This window comes from Exiguobacterium sp. s39, from assembly GCF_018618925.1.
Lineage (GTDB): Bacteria > Bacillota > Bacilli > Exiguobacteriales > Exiguobacteriaceae > Exiguobacterium_A > Exiguobacterium_A abrahamii.
On record NZ_JACSNA010000002.1, the window covers coordinates 44,017 to 61,090 of the forward strand.

Consider the following 17,074-nt stretch of genomic DNA (forward strand, 5'->3'; position numbering starts at 1 on the left):
CTTTATCGAATTAATTTAGTTTTCGTTTTTCAGCGGTCTGTGGTTGTTCCGGATGCGCCCGTTTCCAGAAGAAATAGGCGATCGATAAGAACACTAACCACGGTACACCAAACTTCAAGACGATTTGGAAATCCGTGAACCATGTCGTTAGGACGAGTGCGAATAACAACAATGCACCGAGGGCAGTCAGATACGGATAGCCCATCATCCGAACCGGTAACGTCCGTCCACCTTCACGTTCCCAGGCTTTACGGAAGTACAGATGGGAGATGAAAATCATGAACCATGTGAAAATCGCCCCGAACATCGAAATCCCCATCATGAATGGATAAGAAACGCTCGATTGACTGCTGATGATCGCTGCGAGAAAAATGCCGAGTGTCGATAAGGCGAGTGCGAAGAGTGGTACACCTTTTCGATTCAAGCGTCCAAATACTTTTGGCGCATACGTTGCCTTCGATAACGAATACATCATCCGTGTCGAAGCGTACAGTTGACTGTTCATCGCAGACAGCGCCGCTGTCAGGATGATGAAGTTCATGATACCGCCTGCATATGGAATCGATAGCATCTCCATTACTTTAACGAACGGACTTTGATCGACACCGCCTGCTTGTTGCCATGGGACGATCATCAACATCAAAGCAATCGTGACGACATAAAACGTCGAGAGACGGAAGACCGTCGCTTTTAATGCTTTCGGTACGGCGACATCTGGGTCCTTCGCTTCACCAGCAGTGACAGCAATCAATTCCGTTCCGAGGAAGCTGAACAGGGAGATGAAGATTGCGATCCAGAGACCTGAGAAGCCGAACGGCATGAAACCACCGTCGTTCGTGAAGTTTTGTGGACCAATCTCAGGACTTGGACTACCGATGACCAAGTAGGCACCAAGCAAAATGAATAGCAAGATGGCACTGATTTTAATGACTGAGAACCAGTATTCGAAGGTCGCGAACGTATTGACTGTCGTGGCATTGATGTAAATCAACGCGGCAGCGAATACGAGAATCCAGACGACCCCGGGAACGTCGGGGAACCAGTATTTCATATAGATCGCAATCGCACTGACTTCGACACCGATCGCGAGAACGTTTGCGATCCAGTATGAATAGCGGACGAGAAAACCCGCATATGGACTAATGTATCGTTCGGCAATCGTACCGAACGAGCCAGATGTTGGATGAGCGACCGTCATTTCAGCGAGACAGCCCATTAAAAGTAGGACGATGAAGGCGCCGACTGCGTAACTGATCAAAACGCTCGGTCCGGCAAGCCCGATCGCAAGTCCACTTCCGAGGAAAAGACCGGTTCCGATCGCACAGCCCATCGCAATCATCGTGAGTTGGCGTGTCTTGAGTTCACGCCGTAGTTCAGTAGGTTGTTCCATGGTGTACTCCTTAAGCAACGACTTCGCGTTCATTCGCGAAACGTTCGTATTCTTTATCTTTCATGATTCGTTTGAGTGTCGCGACGACGTCATAGACATCGGTAAACGTATTATAGAGAGCGACGGGTGCTAGACGGACGATGTTCGGCGCCCGAAAATCGGGAATGATCCGATTTTCCTTGAGTGCTTTACAAATCCGTGCTGCTTCCGGGTGCTCGAGGCTGAGATGCGCCCCACGGCGTTTATCATCGACCGGATTTCCGATGACGAAACCGTACGGTGTGAGTTCCTGCTCGACGAGTTCCATCATGTACTGCGTCAACGCGAGTGATTTTGTCCGAACGGCTTCGATACCGACTTCGTCAAACATCTCTAATGCACCGATTTGTGGAGCGAGACTTAAGACGTGTGGTGTCCCGATCTGGAAGGCACCGGCATGTGCCGCCGGTGTCATCGTATGATCCATATCGAACTGCTTATCCTTCCGCGAACCAAACCAGCCCGTCAGACCAGGCAACGTTCCGAAATGACGTTCGTGGGCGAATAATCCACCAACCGTTCCAGGACCACCGTTCAAGTGTTTGTAATTACACCAGTAGGCAAAGTCGACGCCCCAGTCATGGAACGCGTGGGGAACGGCTCCGACGGAATGACAACCATCAAAACCAATCAGGATGCCACGGTCGTGTGCCGCCTTCGTCAAACGCTCCATATCGAGAATTTGTCCACTTCGGTAAAGTACCGCCGGCAAGACGATTAACGCGATATCATCCGTCATCGCGGCGATGATATCGTCTTCTTCTAAAAAGCGACCGTCCCGACTCGGTACTTGGATGAGATGTGTCTCCGGATCCAGACCACGTAAGCGAAGTTGGCTTTGGAGGGCATAGATATCCGACGGGAACGTCAGCGCATCCGCTAAAATCTTATCTCGTCCTTCTGTTGGTTGGAAGAATGTCGCGACGAGTTGATGGAGATTGACGGTCGTCGAACCGGTTACCATGACTTCTTCAGCTTGTGCGCCGACGAGCGGAGCGTTGAGAGCAGCGAGACGTTCCGATAATTCAAACCAAGGATGACGTCCTTTCATCCAGCCATCGATTCCGAGTTCTTTCCAGTCTGATAGCGACTCGAGCAACGTCTTCTCGGCACGCTTCGACAATAAGCCGAGCGAGTTTCCGTCCATATAGATACTACCCGGTTGCAGATAAAACTCATCACGATAGGCAGCGAGTGCATCTTGCTCATCCTGAGTAACAGCATCGCTCCGTTTTGCTTGCAGTGTCATACGTCATCCTCCTCAAATGAATGTTCAATCAATTTTGACAAAAGCGTAGCAAACAAATTGACATTGTGTCAATATTATCGAATAGAGAAAACAAAAGGAGTGAAGGACATGTCATCTTCTCAACCAGAAAAAATCGATAAACGTCATCTGCGCACAGTGAGGACACGCGAGAAACTGTTGAGTGCGGCACGTGACGTCTTCTTAGAACAAGGGTTTCAAACGGCAACGATTTCACAAGTGATTAAACAAGCTGGCGTCGGCTACGGAACGGCTTATGTCCATTTTGAAGGAAAAGATGAGCTGCTCGTCGTCTTGATGGAAGATGTCATGAGCCGCTTCCACGCGATCGCGGAACGAACATTCGAACCGACGACGCCGCTAGAGGCAAAGGAACGCATCGTGACGCAAGCGACGGATTTCTTGCGTCTCGCGGAAGAAGAACGAGCGATACTACGGGTTGTCGAGCAAGCGATCGGCATGTCTTACATCGTCCGTGCTAAATGGAAAGCGATTCGGGAACGGTTCATTGATCGGATCAGTCAGGATATCCAGTATGCGCAGGAGACAGGACTTGCGCGGCAGGATGTCGACTCGAAACTCGTCGCCCGTGGTTGGTTCTTTGCGAATGAGATGTATTTATTCGAAGTCGTCCGCGAAGAGGCGACAGCGACGATCGAAGAGATTGCGCACGTCTTAGCGACGATTTATACGCAAGGACTCTACCGGATCGAGGATTGATGAACGGACGGGAAGGGAACGTTTCGAAGTAGAAGGGAGCGTGACCGGGATGCCGTTTGATTACGATCTCGATTTCAAGACGACGGATTTTCGTAAGGAGCCGGAAAAGTATCGGGTTGGACGCGGGGAGCAAGGGGTCTTACTCGTCGAACCTTATAAAAGTGAGATTTTGCCGCATTGGCGTTTTAAGACGCCGGACATCGCAAAGGAATCGTCTGAGAAAATTTATGAGATGTATTTAGCTTATAAAGAAGACGGGGACTTCGTCGGCATGGATATGGCGCGGAAGTTCATTCAGATGGGACATACGCGCGCACGACGTTACGCGAACTATAAGGGTGGGCGCAAATATAAAGATAAAGAGACTAAAGAATTGCACACGCGCGAGATCGACGAAGAAAAAGCAAAATCTGCGGCCATCTTCCAAGAAAAATGGGATTTGATTCGGGCGGATGAAGAGTATTTGGCGTTAAAACGGGAACATCAAAAACAATACGGTTAAATTGCGATTCTCTAATAGAGGAATGGAGTGGAAGTAGTGCGAACAGGATCAAAAGTCATTGTGGGAATCGTCATTGTTTTCGTACTGGCTTTAGTTTGGTGGCTCGCATCACCCCTTTTTTTGAATGAATCAGTTGATGAAGGACTGCCGCCAGGTTCTTCGACAGTGGAACAAAAAGAGGAGGAAAGCACTCCCGAAACGTCACAATCTTCTCCTGAAGAAACAGAAACTGTATTTTCAGGTACATTCATGAACGGTGAAAAAAATTACAAAACATCAGGTGACGTTAAGACGCTAACTGTAGACGGTGCATTGTATCTACGTTTTGAAGATTTTCAAACGACGAACGGTCCGGATCTGTTTGTGTATTTGGTCGAACCCGGTGAAGATACAGCAGATGGAATTCGTCTCGGTGCCTTAAAAGGGAATCAAGGAAATCAGAACTATATGATTCCAAAAGACGTCGATTTGACAAAACATAGCCGTGTCGTCATTTGGTGTCGTGCCTTTGATGCTGACTTTGGAACAGGTGATTTAAAAGTAATGAATGAATGAATGAATGAATGAAAAAGCAATGCGCTTCCGAATAAAAAATCGGGAACGCATTGCTTTTTTGACGTTAAGAAGTTTGTTCGACTTTTTTAATTAAACGCGATTGACGTTTCTGCCAGATGAACGATCCGATGAACGTTACGACGAGGAAAATCAGACCGAGTGCAAACGGATAGAGAATGTTGACGTCATACAGGACACCTGCAAGCGTCGGTCCGAGTACGTTCCCGATACTCATATAGGCATTATTCATCCCCATGGCAAACCCTTGTTCATTTCCAGCAAGCTTTGAAATCATCGTATTCAAGACAGGACGTAAAATTGACGTCGCGAGGAAGATGACGAGGGTGATTGCAAAGAATCCACCGTAACTTGATGTCAATAACGATAAGAAGAAACCAAGTGCCGCGATGAACAGGAACAGATTCAAGACCTTTCCTTCTCCGAGACTACGTGACAGCTTATCGACGATGAAGATTTGAGCAATGACGCTGATGATACCGGTCGACGTCACCATGATGGCGATATCTTTTGGTGAAGCGCCGAATTGGTCGTCAACGAATAGACCGAGTACTGATTCGTATGCCATGAGACCGAAGCTCATGACGAGTGTAATGACGAGCGGTACGAAGTACGGTTTCTTAAACGATGTCCCCAGTTTCTTAAGCATCGACCCTTCATCTGGTGCCATCGCTGTCGCATCGTGTTTTTCACTTTCTTGAAGTAACAGAACGCTGAATAAGACGGCTGCCCCCGAGACGATGGCTGAGACGAGTAGTGGCAATTTTAAATCGTATTCGGCAAGGAATCCACCAATTCCAGGACCGATGACGATTCCGAGTGACATCGCAGCTGAGACGTAACTGTTTCCTTTTGCGCGTTGATCCATCGTCGTGATGTCCGCGACGTAAGCAAAAATCGCTGGAATCAGAAGTGCAGCACCGGCACCGCCGATTGCGCGCGAGATGTAGAGGACCGTGACGGAATTGGAGAAGTAGAAGACGAACATCGAGAGCGTCAAGCCGATCAATCCATAGATGATCATCTTGCGACGACCGTATTGGTCCGCCCATTTTCCGGCAATCGGTGACATGACGAGTTGTGCTCCGGCAAAGATGGCGATCATTAACCCAGCCGCCGTCCCACCTTGTCCAATCGAAGCTAAGTAAGCGGGTAGAATCGGAATGATGATCCCGAAGCTCCCGACCGCAATAAACATATTGATCATGAGGACCGTTAATTTTTTTCGTTGATCCGCGTGCAAGGGGACCCCTTCTTTCGACCCGCTTTCTGTAAGCGGTTATTTGTTTCACCTTCATTATCTTAGATTCAAGCTAAAGCGCCTGTCAACGCAGACGAGTCGAGGATTCGAAAAAGGGGCTGACTCAAAAAAAGAATGACGCGTCTTTTCACGCCCTTTCCTCAGGCGAGACACAAGCTAGCTTTCCTGCTTCGTTTAAGCTAAGCAGGAAAGCGGGGCTTGTTCGTCTCTGACAGCGCATAAATGAGCTTTTCCTGTAGGAGTGGCGTGTGACGCGCCATTTTTTGTGTTACGAGATAAGGGTGGCAGATTTTTATTCTGCCACCCTTATCTTTGTAGAGACTGACTTTTGAGTCAGCCTCGGTTCAGATTTATTGGTCTTTTTTTAATAACCATTTGATGTTCGGTGACAGCAACGGTCGGAAGATTGTCACGACGGGGCGACTCGACAGCAACCAGACGAATCCGGTAGCGAGCAAGAAGGACAGTCCAATCAGTAACAGGGGCGACTCCGTAATGGCTGGTGGAACTGAATCACGGAACAAACGGACGATGAACGAGTGAATCAAGTAGATCGAAAGCGTCTGGATGCCGATCTGGTCGAATCGATCTCCGAATGACCGGTGTGGCACGAGCAACAAGACCGAGAAAATCATGATCGTACTGACAGCATAGAGGAACAATTGAATCGCTGCTCCCTTCAGAAGCGAGACTTCAAATTCCCCGTAGGTGTCGCGGTAGAAGAGCCAGACCGTATCAAATCCGTTTTTCGTCCAGACAATCATGAAGACGGCAATCAAGAGTGAGACGATTAGTCCAATCAGTCGACCGATCGGTGCCGTCATCTGCTTTCGCCAGCCAGCGTCAGTTAACCAACCACGCTCTTTGACGAGGTAACCCATCAAGAAGAACGGATAAAAACTGACGACTTTTTGTAACGACAGGAAGTTCGTGATCGAGTCTGGATTGGCATTGATCAACAAGGCAAATAAGACACTGACGATCAGCGGGAAACGCATCACCCGGAATGCCGGTGTGACGGTTTGCCAAATGATGATCCCGAGCAGATACCAAAGCGTCCAATTCGGAACGAGTGGATGGAGTAACCCATCGAGCATCTCACGTAAGGAATCATCCTGCGTGTAGGACAAATAGATTTCGTGAATCGATTGCCAGATGAAGTACAGGGCAACGAAGGCGAGGATGCGTTGCGGTCGAACTTGTTTGAAAAAGTAGCCGCTCATGAAAATGAAGGCGGGCATGTGCAACAAGTAAATGACATTATACGCCATCCTCACACTATCGTTTCCTGGTAAATCACGGAATGTCTCGATCAAATGACCGAAGACGACCATGAAGATGAGTAAGACCTTATAGTTCCCAAGCCAATGATCGTACGCTGGTGTGGTCACTGGTTTGATGGAGCGATTCATTTTTTCTCACCCAGCAGGATTTGATCAACGAACCGGGCGCTCGATTTCCCGTCTTGATGTTCAAAGAAATATTCTGCGAATGCTTTGACGTTATGCATTTCGAAGTCTTTGTTTTTAATCCGTTCAATCAACTCTTCTGATGTCTTGACGATTGGACCCGGAACGAATTCCTCGAAGTCGTAATAGAAATCACGTTTTGAGATATAGTCCTCAAGGTCATACGCGAAGAACAACATCGGTCGATTCAATAGAGAGAACTCAAAGCACGTCGATGAGTAATCCGTAATCAAGATGTCTGAGACAAACAGTAACTCATTGATTTCACGATGATCCGTCAAATCGAGGAAGAAGTCGGCGTAGACTTCTGGAATCTCCATCCGGCGGCGGATGAATGGATGCAGTTTAAGGACGAAGACATACTCCTCATGAAGTGCTTCGTACAGCGCATCGAGATCGAGTTGATCAAAATCATAATAGGCACTCTTCGCACCATTTCCTCGGAACGTCGGCGCGAACATAATGACTTTCTTTTGTTTGAAGATGGGATATTCCTCATAGATACGTGCTTTTGCTTCCTCGATGAACGGTTGATCGAAGAACATATCCGTCCGTGGAATACCGGTCGCGATGACTTGATCTTCCCGTAATCCGAAGCCTTCTGCATAATGACGGGCGACATTATGGGAGCTGACGATGGCTTTCGTGTAGTTTCGATGACTGAGCGAGTTTGCGCTTGGACCACCTGGTTTTCCGAGACGGCTGTATCCGAATGTCTTGAAGGCGCCAACGGCATGCCAGACTTGAACCAAATCACTGCCTTTACGAATATTCAACGGATAGATCATCGGATAGAAGTCATCGACCAGAATCGTCTTTGCTGTCGCTAAATGGTATGGCAAGGCAAACTTGTCACGCCAATCACGACGAGACTGAAGATTCGGTTTGAAGAAGGTCTTCACATCGAGATCGAGATCACGACGCTTGACTTCATCCAAGATATAAGCAAAGTTCCCACTGATATCACTCCGTGAATCCGAAGCGAGGATGACTTTGTTCTCTTGGATCGGTTGCGTCCATTTCGTGATGTTATAAATCGCCTTAAATGTGAAACGGCGGAACTTGAACGCGCGCTTCTTCATGTTCTTCTTCCACTTCTTATAGCGATCGATGACTTGGATTAGACGTTTCGATTCGCCTTTCTTCAGGGAATGGAAACCTAAAGAGTTGCTGTATTCCGAATACTGCACGACAAGTTCATATTCGAGTAAGATCAAGGCGTTACTATGTTTTGTATCGACGCGGTAAGCGACTGGGATTAACGAACGCGTATCACCAAAAGGCGCTTCATGTAAGATCGTCTTTCCTTGGACGATGGCGAAGAACGCATCAAAATAGCCCATCGGCAATGGACGACCGGTCGGCGTGATATGATTCAGATTCAATTCGCCTGTAAAGGCTTCTTCCGTCCAGTCACCTTCGAACGGAAAGCGACAAATGAACGTCCGTTTGTTTCGTTTATTACGGAAGACAATGGCACGTTCAAGCGGTATCAATGCTTCGGCAGGTTCAGACTGAATATACTCATCGTCATGTTCCTCAAGTTCAGGTTGCTGTTGCGATGTAGGATTTTCAAATAACGTTTGTTCGGCACGCAAAAAATCAGCCAATCCACTTAAACGTGCTTCGAAACGAAACGTCGTTCCAGCTAATTCCAAGTAGGTGACCTCAGCATGTAAAGTAGGGGTTAGTGTCTCTTCGATCAAAACCATCTCTCCTCGCTCGAATAATTACAATGCATTTACACAATCATGATAGATTTTTAAATTTTACGTGAACATAGTATAGTGAAACTAGAAATCACCACTCATTATATCGTGAGACATTAAAATTAATAGGGATTTCTTTATTTTTTTGTGTTTTTGTAAAATAACACTTCAACACAGACTGCACCATTACACATACCCTGAACGCTAGGGAAAGAAAACCGAAATTCGATTATTTCATAAGGGAGGGAAGCAGGTCGTCTCGTTTGGAAGAGTCAACGAGACACTGCGCCAGAAGATGATTTATGCAGCCATTTTAGCTGGAGGAAAAGGAACACGGATGGGGAATGTCGATCGACCGAAACAATTCTTATCGATCGGAGAACGTCCAATCATCGTCCATACAGTAGAGAAATTCCTATTACATGAGGATTTTGACCGCATCATCATCGTCACACCGACTGCTTGGATTAACTATACGCGCGATATTTTGGAGAAATACATTGGAAAAGATGAACGCCTCGTCATTACACCGGGTGGACAGGATCGAAATGAATCGATCATGGCAGCGGTGAACTGGATCGAAGAGAAAAACGGTCTGTCTGAGGAAGATATCATCGTCACACACGACGCTGTCCGTCCGTTCTTGACGCACCGCATCATTAAAGAAAACATTGAAGCAGCACAAGAATTCGGTTCATGCGACACAGTCATTTCAGCAATCGATACGATCGTCGCGTCAACGAACGGTAAAACGATCACAGATATTCCGGTTCGTGATCAAATGTATCAAGGGCAGACACCACAAAGTTTCCAGATCACGAAGTTGAAATCGCATTATGAGTCGCTTTCGACGGAAGAACGAGCGATTTTGACGGATGCTTGTAAGATTCTTTTACTTAAAGGAGAAGATGTGGCGCTCGTCACGGGTGAACTGTTCAATATTAAAGTGACGACACCATACGACCTACGGATTGCGAATGCTATCTTGAAGGAGCGGATTCATCAATGATTAACCAAGTCTATCAACTCGTCGCCCCGCGTCAAATCGAAGTGACATATGATGAACGGTCATTGAATACCGATCGTGTTGTCGTGCGTCCAACGTATTTATCGATTTGTCACGCGGATCAACGCTACTTCACGGGGAGCCGTAGTGCGGAAGTATTGGCGAAAAAATTACCGATGGCGATGATTCATGAAGGCATCGGAAAAGTCGTACATGATCCGAGTGGAACATTCAAGAAGGGAACACTCGTCGCGATGGTTCCGAATACACCGACGGAAGAAGATGACATCATCGGTGAAAACTATTTGCGAACGAGTCGTTTCCGTTCGAGTGGATATGATGGCTATATGCAAGACTATGTGTTCTTAAAAGCAGATCGTCTTGTCGAGGTACCGGCTGATCTTGACCCTGAAGTCGCGGCATTCACTGAGCTCGTCAGTGTATCGGTCCATGCCTTGACTCGTTTCGAAAAGATTGCCCATCCGCGTCGGGAGACGTTCGGAGTGTGGGGTGACGGGAACCTTGGCTTCATCACAGCACTCTTGCTACGTAAGTTGTATCCGGAAGCGAAATTACTTGTCTTTGGCAAAACGCAGTCGAAGCTTGACTATTTCTCGTTTGCAGACGAGACGTACCACATCGATCAGATTCCAGCCGATGTCTCCTTCAACCACGGTTTCGAATGTGTTGGGGGAATTGGCAGTCAATATGCGATCAATCAGATGATCGACTATATCATTCCGGAAGGCACGATGGCGTTACTCGGTGTATCAGAGGATGCCGTCGCGATCAACACGCGGATGATTCTTGAAAAAGGTCTTCGTGTCTATGGTTCAAGTCGGAGTACACCGGCTGATTTCGCACGGACGATGGAATTGTATCAAGCACATCCTGATATTCCAGCTTATTTATCGAACCTTGTTTCAGGCGTCTTCCAAATTCGACAAATCGAAGATATCCATAAAGCGTTTGAAAACGATTTAACGAACCGGTTCGGAAAGACGGTCATGGAATGGTGCATGTAACGATGTGCGCTGAAAAAGAGGAGAATCGTCTATGAAACAAAAAATTCGGTTATTGCAACGACGGACGGTCCACTATCTGCTTGCTGTGACGTACTGGTTGACGAAACGGTTACCGATTCAACCGAAAAAAGTCGTCTTTGCGACGTATCGTTCCGATCGTCTTGTCGATAACTTTCGTGCCGTCTACGATGAACTCGAACGTCGCGACTTAGGGTATGAATACGTTTTTTTGTTAAAGCGATTCCCTCAATCGTTGGCGGGACAAATTCAATACGTCTTTCATATGATGCGAGCGACGTACGAGTTAGCGACTGCTCGTTACTTCATCATTGATGATTATTATTACCCTGTATATGTGTCGTCCTTACGGGAAGGGACAGAAGTCATTCAGCTATGGCATGCTTGTGGAGCCTTTAAAAAGTTCGGCTATAGTGTGCTTGATAAATCCTATTCACCGGATGATGATTATTTGAAGATGGTCCAGATTCACCGGAACTATAGCAAGGTCTATGTTTCTGGTGAAGCATGTATCGCACCATATGCGGATGCTTTCGGAATGGAGCAGAAAAGGATCTATCCATTAGGGGTTCCACGGACGGATCAGCTACTGAACACAGCACGTCAAGCCCGTGTTCGAGAAAAGTTGTATGACCGATATCCAGAATGGCGCAAGAAACGAATCATCTTACTCGCGCCGACGTTCCGAGGAAATGGACAGACAACGGCACATTACGATCAAGAGCTTGATTTTGAGAAGTTCCGTCGAGAGCTTGGACCGGATACAGTCCTCTTGCTTCGCATGCACCCGTTTGTTCTCAATCCACCCGTCGTACCGGACGCGTATACGGATCAAATCATTAACATGACAGACTATCCGGACATCAATGATTTGATGCAGATTGCGGATATTCTGATTACGGATTATTCGTCTGTCATCTTTGAGTTTGCCTTGTTGCAGAAGCCGATGATTTTTCTCGTTAACGATCTTCAGTCGTATAAAGCAGAACGCGATTTCTACTTCCCATATGAAACGTTCGTACCGGGACCAATCGTGTCGACGTTCGAAGACGTCATTGCTTGGATTAAACGTGGGCAATTCGATACACAGAAAATCGAGACATTTGCGAATCAGTTCTTTACGTATCAGGACGGAGAAGCGACCAAACGAATCGTCGACCATATGTTATATGACACGATTCCAGAGGCGCCTGTCTATACGAAAACACCAGTGTGAATACAGAAAAACGTTCCGATTGCGTCTCCGTTTGGGGAGAGAGACGTCATCGGAACGTTTTTATTTTTGAATTGGGGCTTGATTGGCGCGAGCAGGGGTAGCTCGCAGAATGCGCACCTCTTAAAAGTGCGTCAACTTGTCCTTTGCGGACGTTCTAGGTTTGACAGGTGGAACGATGGCAGGCCAGCCGATTTGAATGACGCCGAGGACGCGTTCGTTTTCAGAAGCGTCAACGAGTGAGGCATACTCTGGTGTGAACCAGTGTTTTCCGCTCTTCCAGCAACACCCAAGACCTCGTTCTGTTGCTACCAACTGCAGATTTTGAATCATCGCAGCAGTTGCAAGTGTATCCTCTAGCTGTTGATCCGGTGTCCCTTGTACCTGACAAAGTACCGTTAAATAAACCGGGACTTCCCGTAATTTTTGTTCAGCCTGTTGACGTTGTTCAGACGTTTTCGTCTCGAATTGACCACGCGCTGTCAGCAATTCCATCAAGGCATCGACATACCGTGTTTGTCCGTCTTCGATTGCGAGAACAAAGCGCCAAGGCTCTCGTAATTTATGATTCGGGGCATAAATCGCCGTGTCGAGTAATGCTTCTACCAATTCGACCGGAACGGGTTGTTCCGTATAGGACCGGATCGACCGGCGTGTTTCAATCACTTGTTGGGCATGCATCCGTTTCATCTCCTCACTGAGTACTTTTTCACTATAAATGATAACGATTATCATTGTCAACGTTATTTGTCAGAAAACAAAAAAAGACGATTCCCGATAGGAAATCATCTTTCGTTGCATTCGAATTAAGAGACTTTTCGTTCCTCGTCTTGATCTTGAGCAACAGTCGTTAGCTTCTTTTTCATAAGACGAATCCGGTATAAGGCAAATAGATAATGGGCGAAATAGATCGTAAAACCAAGGAAAATCGTTAACGCTACATGAAGTTGAACGCCAGGAACAGCATGAAGCTGTATAAAGAGCAAGACAGCCATTGCCATCGTATAAAGCACCATTTCCACCGATTGTGGCATGACGCGTTGACGTTTTAAGAAAAAGGAACGTATGAGTGGCAGAACGACGAGACTGACGAGACGATCAACCAGTCCGATGACAAGCACGCTGATCACCATCGCTAAACCATTTTCAAAAGCGATTAACCGTGGGAAGACAAGATAGGTGACGAGTAATAGTGGTCCAACTAATAAAAAGATTGAAATCGAGGCACGTGCGAATACGAAGAGCCCGTTGACACTTGTTAAAAAGGCACGAACGATCTTTTGTGACCAAGGGGATGGTCGACCAACTTGCCAAGCAAAACAACAAGCAAAGATGAACGCATAAAATTGCAGAAAGGCAACCATAAAGCATCTCCTTTAGATATGAAACTCATTGTCCCTAGTGTATCGATTTTAAGGCTGAAGTGCAAAGAAGAACTTTTCGTAAAGTATAAGAAAAGAGGCTGACTCAAAAAAGAATGACGCGTCTTTTCACGCCCTTTCTTCAGGCGAGACACAAGCCAGTTTTCCTGCTTTATTCAAGCAGGAAAGCGGGTCTTGTTTGTCTCTGACAGCGCAAAGATGCGCTTTTTCCTGTAGGAGTTGCGTGAAACGCGTCATTCTTTTTGTTATGAGGTAAGGGTGGCAGATCATCATTCTGCCACCCTTACCTTTGTGGAAACTGACTTTTGAGTCAGCCCCTTTCGTCAATCAATCCAGATTCGGTTCTTTTTTTCCGTGCAAGAAGAAGGACAGAATCAGTGCAAGCGCAGATAAGACGGTTGCAATCCAGAACGCATCGGTGATCCCTTGAATCGTTGCTTGTTTCGTCAGCATCGTAAACCAACTCGTTGAAGCGGCTTGTGAGCTACCCAGCTGTTGTCCAAGATCGTTTAAATGTTGCGAAAGCGTCGGGTCGAGCGTCGTAAACTGATTCGCGTCGTCTGCCAAGTGAGCCGTCGTTTGACGGGTCATGACGGTGACGAGAATTGCCGTTCCGATGGAGCCGGCGACTTGACGAAGTGTGTTTTGTGTCGCGTTTCCGTGCGGGATCATCTTCATCGGTAAAGCGTTCATACCGGCAGTCATGATTGGCATCATGATGAATGCCATACCGAATGACCGAAGCATGTAGATACCCATGATGGAATAATACGATGTATCCATGTTCAATTGCGTCAATTCCCATGTCCCGTACGTCATCAACGTCAAACCGAAGATAGCGAGCGGTCGAATACCGAAGCGGTCAAATAAACGACCGGCAATCGGTCCGGTGATTCCCATGATTAGTGATCCGGGTAAAAGGAGAAGACCTGAATCGACCGGTGAAAAACCGCGAATGCTTTGAAGGTAAATCGGTAAAAGTAACATCCCACCGAACAACGCCATCGTAACGATGACATTGATAAAGAGGGTGAACGAAAATTCCGGCACTTTCAACACGCGAATATTCAACATCGGATCTTCCATCGACAGCTCACGCATTGCGAAAGCAGCAATTCCAATTAAGCCGATGACGATCGTGCTGATGACGATCGGGCTATCCCAGCCGTCATTCCCGGCTTCACTGAATCCGTAAAGGAGACTCCCGAATCCGATCGTACTGAATAAGACGCCCAGTGCGTCAAAAGAAGGTTTCGAGAGTGGCTGCGTCAGGCGGAACCAAGCCGTACCGAGTAACAACGTCACTAATCCAAAGAACGACATCGCATAAAACATGACGTGCCAGTCATAGTTTTGGATGACATATCCTGTGATCGTAGGTCCGACAGCAGGAGCGAGAATCATCGCGATTCCGAGCATTCCCATGGCAGCACCGCGCTTATGCGGTGGGAACAATGTCATGAAGACGTTTGATCCGAGTGGCATCAAGATACCAGCCCCCGCTGCCTGAACGACACGACCGATCATCATGACCGGGAAGTTCATTGCCATCGAACAGATGACCGATCCGAAGAAAAACAGTGTCATCGAAGCGAGGAACAGCTGGCGGAACGTATAGCTTCGCATCAAAAAGGCACTGATCGGAATCAAAATCCCGTTAACGAGCATGAAGCCCGTCGTCAACCACTGGGCAGTGGACGTCGACACGTTGAAGTCATTGATCAGAACTGGTAACGCGACATTAATCAACGTTTGGTTCAAAATAGCAATGAACATACCGATGAGTAAGACCGTCAGTACTTTCGGAATACTGACGTTTTCAGTCGATACCTGTTTTGAAGGTGCTGCGACTGGTGGTGTCACGGTCATCGTCGGTTCCGCCTCGAGGGATTCCTCAAGAGTCGGTCCGTCCGTCGCCAGCGCCGTGTCGGATGAGCGACTTCGACGGGCGATCCAGTTGACGCCGATGATGATCAGAATCGTGAACGCACTGTATCCGAACAAGAAGGTAGTAGACATGAACGTCCCTCCTTAATCCTTATGAATGCGGACGGTCACATTCATACCAGGTCGAATGTCGAGTGATTTTTCTTGCGAGAGTGATACTTTAACTGGAATGACTTGTGCGACTTTCGTGTAGTTCGCGTTTCCGTTTGAAGAAGGCATCATTGAGAACGTGGAAGCCGTCGTCATACCGATTTGCTCGACTTCACCAGAAAGTGTCGTGTCCGGATAGCTGTCGACATAGACATCCACTGTTTGTCCGACTTTGATTTCATCGATTTCTGTTTCTTCGATGTTCGCTGTGACCCAAAGGTCGTTTAAGTCAAAACCATAGGCGAGAGGTGTACCTGCTGCGACGAAGCCGTTCTTTGTCGCCATCGACTGAACGATCGTTGCTTTTGAGGGCATTGAAACAGAGAGGTCCGTCGATTTTTGTCCGGCTTGTGCCGTCATGACGTGTCCGACTGTTGCTCCACTGGCGAGTGATTCGCCTGTTTTCGCAGACCAGTCTGTTAATTTACCAGCGCTTGGGCTCGCAACCGTTATCATCTTACCGTCGATTTTCGCATTGTCTGTTTTGACATAGCTCGTTGCTTGATCGTAATAGTAGTATCCGACAACACCACCACCGATTAAAACGATGAGTGTCACGATATTGATGATCAATAATTTTTTCATACTCATGGGTGTGTTAGCATCCTTTCTTGTGTACAATCGATTCAAAAAAAGTACTCCTCTGGGGGGAGGAGTAATTAATATAGTTAATTATATGGATCATTAGCTAACAAACAACCGACAATTTCCGACAAAATGTTGGAAAAATAGATGATAACGGATTCATTAATGAAAAGAGGATGAAAAAGGAGTGAAATATGGATGAATGAGAGCCGTGATCCCCGACCAAAACGGTCACGTGACCGTATTACAATGGAATTATTTCGTTTATTGAAGACGCACAGCTTCTCGAGTATTACTGTCAAAATGCTGACGGATGGAGCCGGTGTGAACCGTTCGACCTTCTACGCACACTATACGGATAAGTATGATTTGCTCGACCAAATCGTTGAGGAGCAAATGAAGGCACTTGAACAAGCAATTCGGATCACGGGTACAGGAACTGTCTTTCCGACAGTCGAGCAGGTGAGTCGCTATTTTGCTCGTTTGTTCATTCATATCGAAGAAAATGAATTATTCTATCAAACGATGCTCGTTCAAGGACCGATCAAAACGTTCATCTCCCGTTTTCTCGATACATTGAAAGATAACTATCGTCTTGTGTTTCGACCGCAAATCACAGAAGAAGCTACGTTCGTCGATCGGGACTTATTATTGAATTATGTCATTGGTGGACAGTTGGGATTGTTGATTTCTTGGTTACGAAACGGTCGACCGTATTCATCAGAGTATATGGCAGAACAATTAAGTCGGATGATCGTCTTTGGAACGGTTGAGAGTATCGGTTTTCCTAAAGAGACGGAATGAGGACGTAAAAAAGA

Annotated in this window: 16 protein-coding genes; 7 read left to right on the plus strand and 9 right to left on the minus strand. The window is 46.9% G+C overall.

Annotation, left to right across the window (positions count from 1 at the left end; all coding sequences use genetic code 11):
• Positions 1-10 precede the first annotated feature (10 nt).
• Positions 11-1,390 carry an amino acid permease gene (locus KNQ11_RS11750; RefSeq protein ID WP_152995538.1) on the minus strand — a complete coding sequence of 460 codons (1,380 nt, stop codon included), beginning with the start codon at positions 1,388-1,390 and terminating at the stop codon, positions 11-13.
• 10 nt (positions 1,391-1,400) lie between these two features.
• The gene (gene kynU / locus KNQ11_RS11755; protein WP_214771996.1) at positions 1,401-2,678 is read right to left on the minus strand and encodes a kynureninase; all 1,278 of its coding nucleotides are present in this window, start codon (positions 2,676-2,678) and stop codon (positions 1,401-1,403) included.
• Between the two features lie 108 nt (positions 2,679-2,786).
• Between kynU and KNQ11_RS11760 the strand changes: the two genes are divergently transcribed.
• Genes KNQ11_RS11760 through KNQ11_RS11770 form a run of 3 tightly spaced genes read left to right on the plus strand, consistent with a single transcriptional unit; the run spans position 2,787 to position 4,473 of the window.
• Entirely contained in the window at positions 2,787-3,416 is a 630-nt protein-coding gene (locus KNQ11_RS11760) for a TetR/AcrR family transcriptional regulator (protein ID WP_214724822.1), read from the plus strand.
• A 49-nt stretch (positions 3,417-3,465) separates the two neighbouring features.
• Entirely contained in the window at positions 3,466-3,918 is a 453-nt protein-coding gene (locus KNQ11_RS11765) for a DUF4385 domain-containing protein (RefSeq protein WP_023466724.1), read from the plus strand.
• Positions 3,919-3,978: 60 nt separating this feature from the next.
• Positions 3,979-4,473, plus strand: coding sequence for a DM13 domain-containing protein (locus KNQ11_RS11770; RefSeq protein ID WP_353049818.1), 495 nt, complete (start codon positions 3,979-3,981; stop codon positions 4,471-4,473).
• Positions 4,474-4,537: 64 nt separating this feature from the next.
• Here the strand turns inward: KNQ11_RS11770 and KNQ11_RS11775 are convergent, their stop codons facing one another.
• The 3 genes from KNQ11_RS11775 to KNQ11_RS11785 form a co-directional block, all read right to left on the minus strand.
• Positions 4,538-5,734, minus strand: a complete 1,197-nt coding sequence (locus KNQ11_RS11775; RefSeq protein WP_214724823.1) for an MFS transporter — start codon at positions 5,732-5,734, stop codon at positions 4,538-4,540.
• 368 nt (positions 5,735-6,102) lie between these two features.
• Positions 6,103-7,164, minus strand: a complete 1,062-nt coding sequence (locus KNQ11_RS11780) for an acyltransferase family protein (RefSeq protein WP_214771998.1) — start codon at positions 7,162-7,164, stop codon at positions 6,103-6,105.
• Positions 7,161-8,933, minus strand: a complete 1,773-nt coding sequence (locus KNQ11_RS11785) for a CDP-glycerol glycerophosphotransferase family protein (RefSeq protein ID WP_214772000.1) — start codon at positions 8,931-8,933, stop codon at positions 7,161-7,163. Before KNQ11_RS11785 ends, KNQ11_RS11780 begins: the two co-directional genes overlap by 4 nt.
• Before the next feature lie 292 nt (positions 8,934-9,225).
• Here KNQ11_RS11785 and KNQ11_RS11790 point away from each other — a divergent pair, with 292 nt between their 5' ends.
• From KNQ11_RS11790 to KNQ11_RS11800, 3 genes are read left to right on the plus strand one after another with little or no spacing between them, the layout of a single operon-like run.
• The gene (locus KNQ11_RS11790; protein WP_056064491.1) at positions 9,226-9,939 is read left to right on the plus strand and encodes an IspD/TarI family cytidylyltransferase; all 714 of its coding nucleotides are present in this window, start codon (positions 9,226-9,228) and stop codon (positions 9,937-9,939) included.
• Positions 9,936-10,961, plus strand: a complete 1,026-nt coding sequence (locus tag KNQ11_RS11795) for a ribitol-5-phosphate dehydrogenase (RefSeq protein ID WP_064300479.1) — start codon at positions 9,936-9,938, stop codon at positions 10,959-10,961. Before KNQ11_RS11790 ends, KNQ11_RS11795 begins: the two co-directional genes overlap by 4 nt.
• A 31-nt stretch (positions 10,962-10,992) precedes the next feature.
• On the plus strand, positions 10,993-12,195 hold the full coding sequence (locus KNQ11_RS11800; protein ID WP_149426643.1) for a CDP-glycerol glycerophosphotransferase family protein: 1,203 nt from the start codon (positions 10,993-10,995) through the stop codon (positions 12,193-12,195).
• Between the two features lie 120 nt (positions 12,196-12,315).
• On the opposite strand, the gene KNQ11_RS11805 is transcribed toward KNQ11_RS11800, so the two are convergent.
• The 4 genes from KNQ11_RS11805 to KNQ11_RS11820 form a co-directional block, all read right to left on the minus strand.
• Positions 12,316-12,873: a nitroreductase family protein gene (locus KNQ11_RS11805; RefSeq protein ID WP_023466727.1), complete on the minus strand. Its 558-nt coding sequence runs from the start codon at positions 12,871-12,873 to the stop codon at positions 12,316-12,318.
• Positions 12,874-12,998: 125 nt separating this feature from the next.
• Positions 12,999-13,556, minus strand: coding sequence for a hypothetical protein (locus KNQ11_RS11810; RefSeq protein WP_149426644.1), 558 nt, complete (start codon positions 13,554-13,556; stop codon positions 12,999-13,001).
• Between the two features lie 345 nt (positions 13,557-13,901).
• On the minus strand, positions 13,902-15,593 hold the full coding sequence (locus tag KNQ11_RS11815; protein WP_058265449.1) for a DHA2 family efflux MFS transporter permease subunit: 1,692 nt from the start codon (positions 15,591-15,593) through the stop codon (positions 13,902-13,904).
• Positions 15,594-15,605: 12 nt separating this feature from the next.
• Positions 15,606-16,262, minus strand: a complete 657-nt coding sequence (locus tag KNQ11_RS11820; protein WP_149426645.1) for an HlyD family secretion protein — start codon at positions 16,260-16,262, stop codon at positions 15,606-15,608.
• A 192-nt stretch (positions 16,263-16,454) separates the two neighbouring features.
• Between KNQ11_RS11820 and KNQ11_RS11825 the strand changes: the two genes are divergently transcribed.
• Complete coding sequence (locus KNQ11_RS11825; protein WP_050677328.1) at positions 16,455-17,060, plus strand: TetR/AcrR family transcriptional regulator; 606 nt, start codon at positions 16,455-16,457, stop codon at positions 17,058-17,060.
• Positions 17,061-17,074: the final 14 nt, after the last annotated feature.